General features: G+C 66.3%; 17 protein-coding genes and 2 tRNA genes. 7 read left to right on the plus strand and 12 right to left on the minus strand.

Annotation, left to right across the window (positions count from 1 at the left end):
• Window positions 1-437: 437 nt before the first annotated feature.
• The 9 genes from WS61_RS35915 to ssuD form a co-directional block, all read right to left on the minus strand.
• Window positions 438-758, minus strand: coding sequence for a DUF6566 family protein (locus tag WS61_RS35915; RefSeq protein ID WP_306459521.1), 321 nt, complete (start codon window positions 756-758; stop codon window positions 438-440).
• Between the two features lie 121 nt (window positions 759-879).
• Window positions 880-955: transfer RNA gene (locus WS61_RS01925), tRNA-His, on the minus strand.
• 54 nt (window positions 956-1,009) lie between these two features.
• The gene (gene dusA / locus WS61_RS01930) at window positions 1,010-1,996 is read right to left on the minus strand and encodes a tRNA dihydrouridine(20/20a) synthase DusA (protein WP_059499000.1); all 987 of its coding nucleotides are present in this window, start codon (window positions 1,994-1,996) and stop codon (window positions 1,010-1,012) included.
• Between the two features lie 128 nt (window positions 1,997-2,124).
• Window positions 2,125-2,370: a hypothetical protein gene (locus WS61_RS01935; RefSeq protein WP_059499001.1), complete on the minus strand. Its 246-nt coding sequence runs from the start codon at window positions 2,368-2,370 to the stop codon at window positions 2,125-2,127.
• A gap of 55 nt (window positions 2,371-2,425) precedes the next feature.
• On the minus strand, window positions 2,426-2,623 hold the full coding sequence (locus WS61_RS01940; protein WP_059499097.1) for a hypothetical protein: 198 nt from the start codon (window positions 2,621-2,623) through the stop codon (window positions 2,426-2,428).
• A gap of 148 nt (window positions 2,624-2,771) precedes the next feature.
• Complete coding sequence (locus WS61_RS01945; protein ID WP_006476104.1) at window positions 2,772-2,987, minus strand: molybdopterin-binding protein; 216 nt, start codon at window positions 2,985-2,987, stop codon at window positions 2,772-2,774.
• Between the two features lie 56 nt (window positions 2,988-3,043).
• The gene (locus WS61_RS01950; protein ID WP_059499002.1) at window positions 3,044-4,003 is read right to left on the minus strand and encodes an ATP-binding cassette domain-containing protein; all 960 of its coding nucleotides are present in this window, start codon (window positions 4,001-4,003) and stop codon (window positions 3,044-3,046) included.
• A complete protein-coding gene (ssuC, locus tag WS61_RS01955; RefSeq protein ID WP_059499003.1) occupies window positions 4,000-4,812 on the minus strand; it encodes an aliphatic sulfonate ABC transporter permease SsuC in 813 nt (270 codons plus the stop codon). The genes WS61_RS01950 and ssuC overlap by 4 nt, the downstream gene beginning before the upstream one ends.
• Before the next feature lie 15 nt (window positions 4,813-4,827).
• Window positions 4,828-5,985, minus strand: coding sequence for an FMNH2-dependent alkanesulfonate monooxygenase (gene ssuD, locus WS61_RS01960; RefSeq protein ID WP_059499098.1), 1,158 nt, complete (start codon window positions 5,983-5,985; stop codon window positions 4,828-4,830).
• Window positions 5,986-6,325: 340 nt separating this feature from the next.
• On the opposite strand from ssuD, the gene WS61_RS01965 reads away from it, so the two are divergent.
• Window positions 6,326-6,754: a hypothetical protein gene (locus WS61_RS01965; protein ID WP_034207173.1), complete on the plus strand. Its 429-nt coding sequence runs from the start codon at window positions 6,326-6,328 to the stop codon at window positions 6,752-6,754.
• Window positions 6,755-6,887: 133 nt separating this feature from the next.
• Here the strand turns inward: WS61_RS01965 and WS61_RS01970 are convergent, their stop codons facing one another.
• The 3 genes from WS61_RS01970 to WS61_RS01980 are packed head-to-tail and all read right to left on the minus strand — an operon-like array spanning window position 6,888 to window position 8,913.
• Window positions 6,888-8,042: an enoyl-CoA hydratase/isomerase family protein gene (locus WS61_RS01970; RefSeq protein ID WP_059499099.1), complete on the minus strand. Its 1,155-nt coding sequence runs from the start codon at window positions 8,040-8,042 to the stop codon at window positions 6,888-6,890.
• A gap of 31 nt (window positions 8,043-8,073) precedes the next feature.
• Window positions 8,074-8,406, minus strand: coding sequence for a multidrug efflux SMR transporter (locus tag WS61_RS01975; RefSeq protein ID WP_373557105.1), 333 nt, complete (start codon window positions 8,404-8,406; stop codon window positions 8,074-8,076).
• Between the two features lie 9 nt (window positions 8,407-8,415).
• Window positions 8,416-8,913, minus strand: coding sequence for a heme-degrading domain-containing protein (locus WS61_RS01980; protein ID WP_006476110.1), 498 nt, complete (start codon window positions 8,911-8,913; stop codon window positions 8,416-8,418).
• A gap of 197 nt (window positions 8,914-9,110) precedes the next feature.
• Here WS61_RS01980 and WS61_RS01985 point away from each other — a divergent pair.
• From WS61_RS01985 to WS61_RS02010, 6 genes are all read left to right on the plus strand, one after another.
• Window positions 9,111-9,187: transfer RNA gene (locus WS61_RS01985), tRNA-Met, on the plus strand.
• A 183-nt stretch (window positions 9,188-9,370) separates the two neighbouring features.
• Complete coding sequence (locus WS61_RS01990; protein WP_006476111.1) at window positions 9,371-9,916, plus strand: NUDIX hydrolase; 546 nt, start codon at window positions 9,371-9,373, stop codon at window positions 9,914-9,916.
• A gap of 11 nt (window positions 9,917-9,927) precedes the next feature.
• Entirely contained in the window at window positions 9,928-10,692 is a 765-nt protein-coding gene (gene aat, locus WS61_RS01995) for a leucyl/phenylalanyl-tRNA--protein transferase (RefSeq protein WP_059499005.1), read from the plus strand.
• Between the two features lie 33 nt (window positions 10,693-10,725).
• Entirely contained in the window at window positions 10,726-11,556 is an 831-nt protein-coding gene (locus WS61_RS02000) for an arginyltransferase (protein WP_059499006.1), read from the plus strand.
• A 97-nt stretch (window positions 11,557-11,653) separates the two neighbouring features.
• A complete protein-coding gene (locus tag WS61_RS02005; protein ID WP_059499007.1) occupies window positions 11,654-12,691 on the plus strand; it encodes a quinone-dependent dihydroorotate dehydrogenase in 1,038 nt (345 codons plus the stop codon).
• Between the two features lie 100 nt (window positions 12,692-12,791).
• Window positions 12,792-13,586, plus strand: a complete 795-nt coding sequence (locus tag WS61_RS02010; RefSeq protein WP_034207169.1) for a cystine ABC transporter substrate-binding protein — start codon at window positions 12,792-12,794, stop codon at window positions 13,584-13,586.
• Window positions 13,587-13,611: the final 25 nt, after the last annotated feature.

Genomic DNA, 13,611 nt, shown 5'->3' on the forward strand with positions numbered 1-13,611 from the left:
GTCGGCACGCGGGCAAAAAAATCCCGACACCGCCTGCGGTCGTCGGGATCGAACGGCCCTGCAAAGCATGAGGGCACGAGGAAGGTCACACATTACATGAATGTAAGACTGTCGCGCTTTGTCGGTTTGCGCCAAGCCCCTGTTCGATTCCGCCAATCGGCTTGTTACGCGCGGTCGTAAACGAAAAAAGCCTGCTCGCGTTTTGCGCGAGCAGGCAAGAAAACGGATCAGCATTCGAGGCACGAGGGCTGTCCAGGCAAGATAACGGCACGGCGCGCAGGAACCTTAGGCGAAAAGGAAGCATCGCGGACAAATTGATGCGGCCGTTGCCTGCGCAACGACACGGACGCGCGATACGAAGCACGCTCGGGGGCTCATCGCCATGCCCGTCTCCACATCGGAGGTGCCGGACAAGTGGTGCTATCTATCGGTCGATATCACGCACGATCGATCGCACGCCCGATTTCGATTCCTGCCCGCCTCGCTTCGTCCGCGGTCGGATGTTCGACATCGAAGTCATGTCGCCAAGGCCACTCGATTCCGTCTGTGCGAACCCGAACGTTCGCCATCCACGTGCCGCCGGGTGCCGGCCGCACGAACGAGACGATGATTTCGTAACCGTCGAATTCATCGCTATGGCATTCGATTGTCTTGCGTATAGGGTGTCCGTTTCCATGCGCTTGATGCTGCTGTCGCGCAGTGCGCTTTAGCGCTATCGGTCTTTTGAAGCGCGAGGCCGAGATGGCATCGCGGTTGATTCATTGAATACGGCGCGCCACTTCGTTAAAGACGCCGTGACCAAAACACGTCGTGACCGTGTCCGAACGCCGGAAAGCAAAAAGCCCGGTTCAATGAACCGGGCTTTTTGCTTGAATTCGTTGGGGTGGCTGATGGGACTCGAACCCACGACGACAGGAATCACAATCCTGGACTCTACCAACTGAGCTACAGCCACCACTGATACTGCTTGCTTCGTTTCGCTGTTTTGTTTCAGCAGCGAAGAACAAGATTATACGAACACTTTTGAATCTTGCAAAGCCTTTTTTTCAAAAATTTCTTCGGCTTCGTTCAGATGCGCGCGTGCCTCGTCGAACACGGCCAGATCGCCGCGCGCGAGCTTCTTGTTGTCGGACAGCACACGACGCCAGCCACGCGCGCCCGGCATGCCGCGATACAGCCCGAGTGCGTGCCGCACGATCGCACCGAGGTAGGTGCCGCGCTTCAGCTCGGCCGCGCAATACGCGATCAGTTGCGCCTCGGCTTCTTCGCGCGTCGGCACCGCTGCGGTCGCCCCGTAGAAGCGCGCATCGACCTCCGCCAGCACGTACGGGTTGTGATATGCCTCGCGGCCGAGCATCACGCCATCGACGTGCTCGAGATGCTGCTCGACTTCATCGAGCGTCGTGATGCCGCCGTTGATCACGATCTCCAGCGACGGAAAATCGCGCTTCAACCGATACGCATAGTCATACTTGAGCGGCGGGATCTCGCGATTCTCCTTCGGCGACAACCCCTTCAGGATCGCGTTGCGGGCGTGCACGACGAACGTCTCGCAACCGGCCTCGGCCACCGTGCCGACGAAGTCGCGCACGAATGCGTAGTCCTCGACCGCATCGACACCGATCCGGTGCTTGACCGTCACCGGCACCGACACCGCATCGCGCATCGCCTTCACGCAGTCGGCAACGAGTTGCGGCTCGTTCATCAGGCATGCGCCGAACGCGCCGCGCTGCACGCGCTCGGACGGACACCCGCAATTCAGGTTGATTTCGTCGTAGCCCCACTGCTCGCCGAGCTTCGCCGCGCGCGCGAGATCGTCCCGCTCGCTGCCGCCCAGTTGCAGCGCGATCGGCGATTCGCTCGGCGTGAACGCAAGATGCCGCTGGGCGTCGCCGAACAGCAACGCGCCCGTCGTGATCATCTCCGTATACAGCCACGTGTTGCGCGTCAGCGTGCGGTGAAACGACCGGCAATGACGGTCGGTCCAGTCGAGCATCGGCGCGACGGATACACGGCGGGGAGGAAGCGAGGATGGAACGGACATGGAATCGGGTACAGGCCAGACGGCGCGGAAACAACCGGATATTTTACCGCAATACTGGCCACCCCCGCCCGACGCGTGCGCTAGCCGTCGCCCAGCTCCGCATCGACCGCCCGGCGTGCCTCGTCGAGCACGCATTCGATCACGCGCCGCTCGCTCAACAGCATCCCGTCGACCTTGACCGGCCGCCAGTCGATCCGCACGGCCTCGCCCTGCAGCACGCGATAGTGCGCATGTTCGCCGTCCCAGACCTGCTCGGTCTTCACCTCGATCTCGAAACCGCGGTACGGCTCGCTGAAATCGCCGAGGTCGCTGCCTCTCGGTTCCATCGCACGCTCCGTGACGACGCCGCGCGAGGCCGCCTGAGCGGCCGGCGCCGCGTGCTCAATCGTATTCGTCGGACAAGAAAGACCGGCCATCGGCCGTCAGATCGACCCGGTCGGCCGTCGCCAGATAGATCAGCCCGTCGTTCAGTAACGCATGGACGACGCCGTCGAATGCGGCGGGAACCGGCCGGCTGTCGCCGAACTGGTCGATCCATTTCAGCGCCTCGATGGCTTCGGGGGAAAGGATGGGGGTCATGCGTTCGCCTCCGGCATCGGTGTCGTTCCATCCTAGCACTTCGTCCGGGAGTCGAATACCGAGGCAAACGCGCTGCGCGGATGCAAATGCGGCGCCATCGGGCACGTCGCCAGCCCGGCGGCGCCGCACCGATGCGCGACACACGCGCTCAGAGGCGCGCGATCGACACTTCCGTCGACTTCACGAGCGCGACGACTTCGGCGCCGACCTTCAGTTCGAGTTCGTCCACCGAACGGGTGGTGATCACCGACGTGACGATGCCGAACGGCGTCTCGACGTCGACTTCGGAAACCACGGACCCGCGAATGATCTCCTTGACCTTGCCCTTGAACTGGTTCCGTACGTTGATTGCAGTGATGCTCATCGGGATGATCGCTCCGAAAAAAAAGTCTCAGAACGGGCGGCCGGAGCCGCCCGGAATTAAACGGCCCAGCGGATCTGCCCGACCGGTCGAACCTCGTCTGCTGCTTGTTCCGCGTGTTGATCGGCCGTACCGGCGCCGCCGGCGAGCACGCGTTTCAGCACGCGATCCTCCAGCGCCGCAAATGCAGCCGACGCACGGGCACGCGGCCGGTCGAGCGGCACCGACTGGTCGAGCGCCACGCGCCCCTGCTCGATCAGCAGGATGCGGTCGCCGAGCGCAACGGCCTCCTGCACGTCGTGCGTGACGAGCAGCGCGGTGAACCGGTGCTCGCGCCACAGGCGCTCTATCAGCGCATGCATTTCGATGCGGGTAAGCGCATCGAGTGCGCCGAGCGGCTCGTCGAGCAGCAGCAGTTGCGGCCGGTGCACGAGCGCGCGGGCCAGTGCGACACGCTGCCGCTGCCCGCCCGACAATTGCGCGGGCCAGTCGTTCGCGCGCTCCAGCAGCCCGACTTCGTCGAGCACTGCGCGGGCCTGGTCGCGCGCGCCGCGGCCGAGGCCCAGCATCACGTTCTGCAGCACGGTCTTCCATGGCAACAGGCGCGCATCCTGGTACATGATCCGCGTATCGAGCACGCCGCCGCCCTCGCCGCGCGTCACGAGCGCGCCGCTGCTCGGCTGCTCGAGCCCCGCGACGAGACGCAGCAGCGTCGATTTCCCGCAGCCGCTGCGGCCGACGATCGCGACGAAGCTGCCGCGCGCGATGCCGAGCTCGACGTTGTCGAGCACCGTGCGGGTGCCGAAGCGCTTGCTGACGCCCGACAAGGTGACCGCATCGTCGAGGGCGGAGCCGCCCGCGCGCCGCCGCGCGAGCGGCACGACCGATGCACCGCCGTCGTGTTCGAGGATCGCCGCATCGCGCGCATCGCCATCCGCGACGCGGGCCTGCGCCAGCTCGGCCTCGAGGTCTGCGCCGGCGAGCGGGCCGTAGGCGGCCGCCGAGGTCGTCGCATTCATGCCTTTGCTCCTGATTGATAAGCGGGGTGCCAGCGCAGCGTCACGCGTTCGAGCCATTTCGCCAGCACGTCGGCCAGCTTGCCGAGCACCGCGTACAGCAGGATGCCGACCACCACCACGTCGGTTTGCAGGAATTCGCGTGCGTTCATCGTCATGTAGCCGATGCCCGACTGAGCGGAGATCGTCTCCGCGACGATCAGCATCACCCACATCAGCCCGAGCGCGAAACGCACGCCGACGAGGATCGACGGCAACGCGCCGGGCAGGATCACGTCGCGGTACAGCGCGAAGCCGCGCACGCCGTAGCTCTTCGCCATCTCGATCAGGTTCGCGTCGACCGAACGGATCCCGTGATAGGTATTGATGTAGACGGGGAAGAACACGCCGAGCGCGACGAGGAACAGCTTCGCCTTCTCGTCGATGCCGAACCACAGGATCACGAGCGGGATCATCGCGAGCGCCGGGATGTTGCGGATCATCTGGATCGTCGAATCGAGCGCGACCTCGGCGGCTTTCGACAGCCCGGTCGCAAGCCCCAGCGCGAGGCCGACGCCGCCGCCGATCGCGAAGCCGAACAGCGCGCGCCACGTGCTCACTTTCACGTTCGCCCACATTTCGCCCGACGTCACGAGCGACCACGCCGCGCGCACGACCGCCACCGGCTCGGGCAGCACGCGGGTCGACAGCCAGCCGGTGCGCGCACCGACTTCCCACGCCACCAGCAACGCGAGCGGCACGAGCCACGGCGCGACGCCGCGCCATGCGCGGGCGGCCACGGCGACACCCGTCGCCGACGTTTTCGTTGTCATCGCAAGCCTCCTCGCTCAGCTCTGGCTCGTCTTCGGCAGATAGTTGTTGCCGACGATCTCGCCGAACGGCCCCGACAGGGGGCCGGCCGCCTTCTCGACGCCCTTGCCCTTGATCAGCGGGAACACGAGCTCCGCGAAGCGATACGACTCCTCGAGGTGCGGATAGCCGGACAGGATGAACGTCTCGATGCCGAGATCCGCGTATTCGCGCATGCGTTCGGCGACCTGCTCGGGATTGCCGACGAGCGCCGTGCCGGCGCCGCCGCGCACGAGCCCCACGCCGGCCCACAGGTTCGGATAGACCTCGAGCGCCTCGCGGCCGCCGCGCTTGCCGCCGTGCAGCGCGGCCATCCGGCGCTGGCCTTCCGAATCCATGTTCGCGAACGCCTTCTGCGCACGCGCGATCGTGTCGTCGTCGAGCCGGCTGATCAGCCGCTCGGCGTCGCGCCACGCTTCGTCCTCGGTCTCGCGCACGATCACGTGCAGGCGGATGCCGAACTGGATCTTGCGGCCGCGCGCGTCGGCACGGGCGCGGATGTCGGCGATCTTCTTCGCGACGGCCTCGGGCGGCTCGCCCCAGGTCAGGTAGGTATCGATGTGATCGGCGGCGATCGCGTGAGCGGCCGGCGACGAGCCGCCGAACCACAGCGGCGGATGCGGGTGCTGCACGGGCGGATAAAGCGCCTTGCCGCCTTTCGACTGCAGGTGCTTGCCGATATAGTCGAACCCGCCGTTGTCGTGCGACGCGGCCAGCAGCCCGCGCCAGATGTTCAGGAAATCGTCGGTGATCTCGTAGCGCGTGTCGTGATCGGCGAAGAGACCGTCGCCTTCGAGCTCGGCCGCATCGCCGCCCGTGACGACGTTGATCAGCAGGCGGCCGCCCGACAGGCGGTCGAACGTCGCGGCCATCCGCGCGGCCAGCCCCGGCGAAGCGATGCCGGGGCGCACGGCGACCAGGAACTTCAGGCGCTGCGTTGCCGGAATGAGGCTCGACGCGACGACCCACGCATCCTCGCAGGAACGACCGGTCGGCAGCAGCACGCCGTCGTAGCCGAGCGTGTCCGCCGCCACGGCGACCTGCTTGAAGTAATCGTAGTCCGCGGCACGTGCGCCTTCGGCCGTGCCGAGATAGCGGCTGTCGCCGTGCGTGGGGATAAACCAGAACACATTCATCTGCTGCTCCTGCTTGACTGTCACTGCCGAAATTTGGAAAAACATCGCCCTGCTCGCGTCGTGGATGAGCGACGCATGCATGGTGTGCATTCGAATCGGGATGGCTCGCCGGTCAGGCCGTGCAGCGGACGAGGACGCGATCGCACGGCTGTTTCCGGGAAATCAGTCTAGGGATCGGTACAGGGCTTTGGAACGATTTTTTTGAGCTTAGGTTTTCCGCTTTCGTGATTAGCACGACGCTGGAGCGAATATCGCCGCGGCGGGGCCCTATAATGACGCACCTATCCGAATAACTCCGCGCGCCCGGCCCCAGCCGTGCGCGCCTGCGATGCGCTCATCGATGCAGAAAGTCATCCTGCCCTTCCTGTCCGGCTTCCTGGCCGCCCTGTTCTTCCGCGAGGCCACCCTCGCCCTCCTTCACACGGCCGACCTGATCGCCGCGACCGGCTTCTCGACACAACCGTTCGCGCCGCTCGGCATTCCTGAATTTGTCGCGAATGCGCTGATCAGCGCGTGCTGTGCGATTCCGATGGCGTGGTTGTTGCGCGTCTCGCCGGAACGCGAAGCATCGTGGGTCGGCGCGCTCGTGTTCGGCGGTATCGTGCTGACGGCCGCCCGCGTGTTCGCGATCGATCCGCTGCGCGGTATCTGGCCGTCGGGCAACATGATGCCCGTGCTCGCGGCCGGCTTCGCGGCGAACGCGGTGTGGGGCTTCGGCGCGCTCGTGTTCATGCGCGCCTTCATGTCGGACGACGCGGGCGACGAATAACGCCGGGCCGGACGACACACCCCTCGGGCCTGGACCGGCCGACGTCCATGAAAAAGGCCGCGTGCACATGCACGCGGCCTTTTCGTTTCTGCCTCGCGCGTCGATCGAACGCACGGGTCGTGCCCGATCGACGTCAGTCTTTCAGTTTGCGCAGCGGATGCGTGTCGGGCGCCCACGGGCTGTCGAACATCGCGAGCACGTCGGCACGGTCGACGTCGGCGGCCGACTTGAAACGCCACACGGGCTGGTGATCCTTGTCGACGATCAGCGCACGCACGCCTTCGATCACGTCGCCGCGCGCGAAGGTCGAGCGTGTGAGATCGAGATCGCGCCGCAGGCAATCGGCCATTGTCGCGCCGCGCGCGCGTTCGACGACTTCGAGCGACACGGCCATCGACAGCGGCGACAGCTGCTCGCGCATCGCGTGGGTCGCCTTCTCGACCCACCCGTCGACCGCCGCGCAATCCTGCTCGGCGTCGAGCGACGCGAGGATCGCGTCGAGGTCGGGCTGCGCGAAATGCCGGTCGATCCCGGCGCGCGCGTCGGCGAGCGCCGACGTGTCCGGCGTCGGCACGACCTTGTGCGCGGCGGCCGCCTCGGTCACGCAGGCGACGGCCTGCGCACCGTTGTCGACGCGCACGCTGCGCAGCGTGTCGAGCAACGCCGGCAGCGCGGCATCGGGCAGATAGACGTCGGCGAGTTGCGCGTACAGCGCGCCGGCCGCGTCGAGCGTCGCGCCCGTCACCGCGAGATAACGGCCGATCGCGCCGGGCGTACGCGCGAGGAACCAGCTCATTCCGACGTCCGGGAACAGGCCGATGCGCGTTTCCGGCATCGCCATCTTCGTCGAGTCGGTCACGACGCGCAGGCCGCCCGTATGCCGCGCCGCCTGCGAAATCCCCATGCCGCCGCCCATCACGACACCGTGCATCAACGCGATGTACGGCTTCGGATACGTGAAGATCGCATGGTTGAGCGTGTATTCCTCGATGAAGAACGTGTCGACCGCATCGTGGTCGCCGCGCTGCCACGCGTCGTGAAAGAAGCGCACGTCGCCGCCCGCGCAGAATGCGCGCGGATGCGGGCTGTGCACGACGACCGCGACGACGTCGGGATCGTCGCGCCACGTATCGAGCGCCTGCTGCATCAGCCGGATCATGCCGACCGACAGCGCGTTCAACGCCTTCGGCCGGTTCAGTTCGAGAAAGCCGATGCGGTTCGCGACATACGCACGCACGTCGGGCTGGGCGGATTCGGCGGAAACGGCGGCGGAAGTGGAATCGGTCATGAAGGTCATCCGGCAAACGGCAGGCGCACGCTCAGTGCGCCTGCATCTTCGAAAACAGGTTCAGCACGACGACGCCCGAGATGATCAGCCCGAGGCCGATCACCGCCGGCAGGTCCGGCACCTGGCGATAGAGCAGCATCGCGACGAGCGTGATCAGCACGATGCCGGCGCCCGACCAGACTGCATAGATGATGCCGACGGGCATCGTGCGCAACGTGAGCGACAGGCAGTAGAACGCGACGCCGTAACCGGCGACGACGAGCACCGACGGCCACAAGCGCGTGAAACCGTCCGCCGCGCGCAGCGCGGACGTGCCGATCACTTCCGCGACGATCGCGATCGCGAGCCATGCGTAACCGGGCAGTTGCATCGCTCAGCTCCTTGCGAGAGCCAGTACCGCATAGTCGTGACCGAGCTCGGCGCACAGCGCCTCGACGACGAACTCGTGGTCCGCGCGCTGCGGCAGCCCGGACGCCGTGATCGAGCCGATCACGCCGGCGCCGGCGACGGTCAGCGGAAACGAACCGCCGTGCGACGCATACTCGGCGACCGGCAACCCGTGCTTGTCCGCGAGCGTCGCGCCGGCCTGCTGCATGCGCAGGCCGATCGCGTACGAGCTGCGGCGAAAATGCGCGACGACGTTGCGCTTGCGGCGCACCCAGTCGGCGTTGTCGGGCGTCGCGCCGGCGAGCGCCGCGTAAAACAGCGGCTGGCCGAACGTGACGATGTCGATCGCGATCGCATGACCGCGCGACGTCGCGAGCGCATGCATGCGGTTGCCGAGCGCCCATGCGCGGGCCGGGTCGAAATGGGGAAACACGAGCGCCTGTTCCTGCGCGCCGATCGATTGCAGATCGTGAGCGATGTCCATGAATCCGTCGATGCAGTAGTGAAAGTCGCAACGGCGCCGAGGCGATCGCGCAGGGCCGCTGCCGGAATGACGACACAAACCGCTCGATTCTAGCGCACGTGCTTCCCCGTACCGGCCCCACCGGGGCCCGCCATCCGGTCATCAGAAAACACTTGCACGCATTCGGGTTAGCCCATATAATCTATTTCTTCGACGGACGCGGGGTGGAGCAGTCTGGCAGCTCGTCGGGCTCATAACCCGAAGGTCGTAGGTTCAAATCCTACCCCCGCAACCAACCGTCCAGAATTTCGCAAAAAGCCCGGCTTCGCGCCGGGCTTTTTGCTTTTGCGCGTCCGGGCGCCGCCCCCTCGTCGCACACCCGACCGCCGTTTCGCGCGACACGCCGCGGCATGCGCGGGCGTTCGAGAATGCCGCGGCCCGGTGATACACTCGCATCAACTCGTCCCTTCCACTCGACATGAAATTCTGCTCCGTCTGCGGTCACGAAGTCCTCGCGCGCATTCCTCCGGGCGACAACCGCGAGCGCTTCGTCTGCGATCACTGCGGCACGATCCACTATCAGAATCCGCGCAACGTCGTCGGCACGGTCCCGGTCTGGGGCGACCAGATCCTGCTGTGCCGCCGCGCGATCGAACCGCGCTACGGATTCTGGACGCTGCCGGCGGGCTTCATGGAAATGGGCGAAACGACCGCGGAAGCCGCCGCGCGCGAAACGCTCGAGGAAGCCGGCGCGCGCGTCGAGGTGCAGAACCTGTTCACGCTGCTCAACGTGCCGCACGTGCACCAGGTCCACCTGTTCTACCTTGCGCGGCTCACCGATCCGGGCTTCGAAGCCGGCGAGGAAAGCCTCGAAGTCAAACTGTTCGACGAGGCCGACATCCCGTGGGACGAGATCGCGTTCCCGACCGTCAGCCAGACGCTGCGCTTCTTCTTCGCCGATCGCGCCGCCGGCGACTACGGCGTGCACACCGGCGATATTTTCCGCTCGCTGCGCAACGGCTGAGCCCCGCACCCATGGTTCCCTGGCTCGGTCCGGACGATCCGTTTCCGTCCATCGAACGCGCGCTCGGTCCCGCGACCGGCGCCCCCGGGCTGCTCGCCGCGAGCGCCGACCTGCTGCCGTCGCGCCTCATCGACGCCTACCTGCGCGGCATCTTCCCGTGGTACTCGGACGGTCAGCCGGTGCTGTGGTGGAGCCCCGACCCGCGCATGATCCTCGTGCCGGCCGAATTCAAGGTCGCGCCGTCGCTGCGCAAGACGCTCAAGCGCGTGCTGCGCGAGCCGGAATGGGAGGTGCGCGTCGATCACGATTTTCCCGGCGTGATGCGCGCGTGCGCGCAGGCGCCGCGCCGCGGGCAGCGCGGCACCTGGATCACCGCCGAGATCATCGACGCCTATACGTCGCTCTACCGCACCGGCAACGCGCACAGCATCGAGACGTGGCGCGGCGGGCGCCGCGTCGGCGGCCTCTACGGCGTCTCGTTCGGCCGGATGTTTTTCGGCGAGTCGATGTATGCGGACGTGACCGATGCGTCGAAAATCGCGCTGGCCGCGCTCGTCGCACACCTTCGCGAGCAGGGGCTGGAAATGATAGACTGCCAGCAGAATACGTCGCATCTAGCGTCGCTCGGCGGCCGCGAGATCGCACGCAAGGCCTTTGTCGCTCACGTGCGCCGCGCGGTAGCCGAACCGCCGATTCCGTGGCAGTTCGACAAGCGCGTGCTCGCCGCGCTGACGAGCCCCGCCGAAACGGCGGCGCCCTCCGGGACCGAGCGCTAGCGCGGCACTCCTTCCCTGCATCGAGAGCTGCCCATGACTCACCCGACTGAGCTGCCGCTTTCACCGCTTTCGGCGTTGCAATTCTATGCAACGGCGCCCTATCCGTGCAGCTATCTGGACGGCCGCATCGCGCGCTCGCAAGTCGCGACGCCGAGCCACCTGATCAATTCCGACATCTACACCGAACTCGTGAAGGCCGGCTTCCGCCGCTCGGGCGTCTTCACGTACCGCCCGTACTGCGACGGCTGCCGCGCATGCGTGCCGGTGCGCGTGCCGGCCGGCGAGTTCGTGCCCACGCGCACGCAGCGCAGGATGTGGAAGCGGCACCGCGCGCTGGTCGCGACGGTCTCGCCGCTGCACTACGACGAAGAGCATTACGCGCTCTACATGCGCTACCAGTCCGCGCGCCACGCGGGCGGCGGCATGGATCGCGATAGCCGCGACCAGTACGAACAGTTCCTGCTGCAAAGCCGGATCAATTCACGCCTCGTCGAATTCCGCGACCTCGACGCGCCGGGCGGCGAGCCCGGCAAGCTGCGGATGGTCAGCATGATCGACATCCTCGGCGACGGGCTGTCGTCGGTGTACACGTTCTTCGAGCCCGACGACCGGCACACGAGCTACGGTACCTACAACATCCTGTGGCAGATCGAACAGGCGAAGAGCCTCGGGCTGCCCTACGTGTACCTCGGCTACTGGATCCGCGAGAGCCCGAAGATGGCCTACAAGGCGAACTTCCATCCGCTCGAAGGACTGATCGACGGCCGCTGGAAGGCGCTCGACCCGGAACGGATCGACCTGCCGCCCGTCGACGCGGCGCTGGCGCGCGCGCCATTGCCGGGCGGGCATTCCGGCACGGGCTGACGCGCGTCGCGGCGGCTACGGAGCGAAGCTCGCCCGTGCCGTGCAACTCCCGGTAAAATAGCGGGTTGTCATTCATTCGGCTGTCCGCCCCATTCCCGTGTTCAGTTCCCTCTACCCGCTGGCCCGCGCATCCCTGTTCAAAATGGATGCGGAAGACGCTCACCACCTTACGCTGCGCGCGCTCGGCGCGGCCGGCCGCACAGGCCTCGCCTGCGCGCTGTCGGCCCGCGTGCCCGACGCGCCGCGCACCGTGATGGGGCTCACGTTCCGCAACCCGGTCGGCCTCGCGGCCGGCCTCGACAAGGATGGCGCGGCCATCGACGGCCTCGCGGCGCTCGGTTTCGGCTTCATCGAGGTCGGCACGGTCACGCCGCGCCCGCAGCCCGGCAATCCGCGCCCGCGGATGTTCCGGCTGCCGCAGGCCGAGGCGCTGATCAACCGGATGGGCTTCAACAACCACGGCGTCGACCAGTTCGTGAAGAACGTCCAGGCCGCCCGCTATCGCGGCATCCTCGGCCTGAACATCGGCAAGAACGCCGACACGCCGATCGAGCGCGCGGCCGAGGATTACCTGTACTGCCTCGAGCGCGTGTACCCGTTCGCGAGCTACGTGACGATCAACATCTCGTCGCCGAACACGAAGAACCTGCGCCAGTTGCAGGGCGCGGGCGAACTCGACGCGCTGCTCGCCGCGCTGAAGGACAAGCAGCAGCGCCTCGCCGACCTGCACGGCAAGCTCGTGCCGCTCGCGCTGAAGATCGCGCCCGATCTCGACGACGAACAGGTCAAGGAAATCGGCGACACGCTGCTGCGCCACAAGATCGAAGCGGTCATCGCCACTAATACGACGCTGTCGCGCGCGGCCGTCCAGGGCCTGCCGCACGCGGACGAAGCCGGTGGCCTGTCGGGCCGCCCCGTGTTCGATGCGTCGAACGAAGTGATCCGCAAGCTGCATACGGAAGTCGGCAACGACGTGCCGATCATCGGCGTCGGCGGCATTTTCTCGGGCGAGGACGCGCGCGCGAAGCTGGCGGCCGGCGCGGCGCTCGTCCAGCTCTATACCGGCTTCATCTATCGCGGCCCGGCACTCGTGTCGGAGTGCGTGAAGGCGATTGCCCGCGAACGCAGCGCGTAATATAGTCATAAGCAAACGATATTTAGATATCGATAGCATTTTTGCTATCATCGGCCTCACTATCCGACTCATTGACCCGGACAGGGCAAGGACACACACGATGAAATTTTCGCTGCTGAAGAAGCTGCTGGTGGCCGGCGTGATCGGCACGTCGTTCGCTGCGGCAACCGCGCATGCGGCCGATCTCCTCGATCAGGTCAAGCAACGCGGCACGCTGCGGGTCGGCCTCGAAGGCACGTTCCCGCCGTTCAACTCGAAGAGCCCGCAAGGCGAGCTCGTCGGCTTCGACGTCGACATCGCGAAAGCCGTCGCGGCGAAGCTCGGCGTGAAGGCCGAATTCGTGACGACCGAATGGAGCGGCATCATCGCGGGCCTGCAGGCCGGCAAGTTCGACGTGATCGCCAACCAGGTCGGCATCACCGACAAGCGCAAGGAAACGCTCGACTTCTCGCCGGCGTACACGTACTCGTCCGCGCAGCTGATCCAGCGCAAGGACGACACGCGCCAGTTCAAGTCGCTGGAAGACCTGAAGGGCAAGAAGCTCGGCGTCGCGCTCGGCACGAACTACATGGACATGGCGAAATCGGTGCCGGGCATCGACGTGAAGACGTACCCGGGCGCGCCCGAGTACCTGCGCGATCTCGCGGCCGGCCGCCTCGACGCGGCGCTCAACGACCGCCTGATGCTCGCGTACCTGACGAAGAATTCCGATCTGCCGTTGCGCCCGGGCGCGAACGTCGGCTCGGCGAACCCGTCGGGCATCCCGTTCAAGAAGGGCAACCCGAAGTTCCAGAAGGCGATCGACGACGCGATGGCGCAACTCGAGGCCGACGGCACGTTCACGAAGATTTCCGACAAGTGGTTCGGCATCGACGTGACGAAACCGATCAAGTAAGCACGCCTGCATTTCCCGCCCGACG

Source organism: Burkholderia sp. ABCPW 11 (assembly GCF_001523445.1).
Lineage (GTDB): Bacteria > Pseudomonadota > Gammaproteobacteria > Burkholderiales > Burkholderiaceae > Burkholderia.

Coding starts and splice junctions, on each gene's coding strand:
- WS61_RS02000 (WP_059499006.1), top strand. CDS start 10,726: ATGACTCACCCGACTGAGCTGCCGCTTTCACCGCTTTCGGCGTTGCAA.
- WS61_RS01965 (WP_034207173.1), top strand. CDS start 6,326: ATGCAGAAAGTCATCCTGCCCTTCCTGTCCGGCTTCCTGGCCGCCCTG.
- WS61_RS01980 (WP_006476110.1), bottom strand. CDS start 8,913: ATGGACATCGCTCACGATCTGCAATCGATCGGCGCGCAGGAACAGGCG.
- WS61_RS02010 (WP_034207169.1), top strand. CDS start 12,792: ATGAAATTTTCGCTGCTGAAGAAGCTGCTGGTGGCCGGCGTGATCGGC.
- WS61_RS01970 (WP_059499099.1), bottom strand. CDS start 8,042: ATGACCGATTCCACTTCCGCCGCCGTTTCCGCCGAATCCGCCCAGCCC.
- WS61_RS01990 (WP_006476111.1), top strand. CDS start 9,371: ATGAAATTCTGCTCCGTCTGCGGTCACGAAGTCCTCGCGCGCATTCCT.
- ssuC (WP_059499003.1), bottom strand. CDS start 4,812: ATGACAACGAAAACGTCGGCGACGGGTGTCGCCGTGGCCGCCCGCGCA.
- WS61_RS01935 (WP_059499001.1), bottom strand. CDS start 2,370: ATGGAACCGAGAGGCAGCGACCTCGGCGATTTCAGCGAGCCGTACCGC.
- dusA (WP_059499000.1), bottom strand. CDS start 1,996: ATGCTCGACTGGACCGACCGTCATTGCCGGTCGTTTCACCGCACGCTG.
- aat (WP_059499005.1), top strand. CDS start 9,928: ATGGTTCCCTGGCTCGGTCCGGACGATCCGTTTCCGTCCATCGAACGC.
- ssuD (WP_059499098.1), bottom strand. CDS start 5,985: ATGAATGTGTTCTGGTTTATCCCCACGCACGGCGACAGCCGCTATCTC.
- WS61_RS01950 (WP_059499002.1), bottom strand. CDS start 4,003: ATGAATGCGACGACCTCGGCGGCCGCCTACGGCCCGCTCGCCGGCGCA.
- WS61_RS01945 (WP_006476104.1), bottom strand. CDS start 2,987: ATGAGCATCACTGCAATCAACGTACGGAACCAGTTCAAGGGCAAGGTC.
- WS61_RS01940 (WP_059499097.1), bottom strand. CDS start 2,623: ATGACCCCCATCCTTTCCCCCGAAGCCATCGAGGCGCTGAAATGGATC.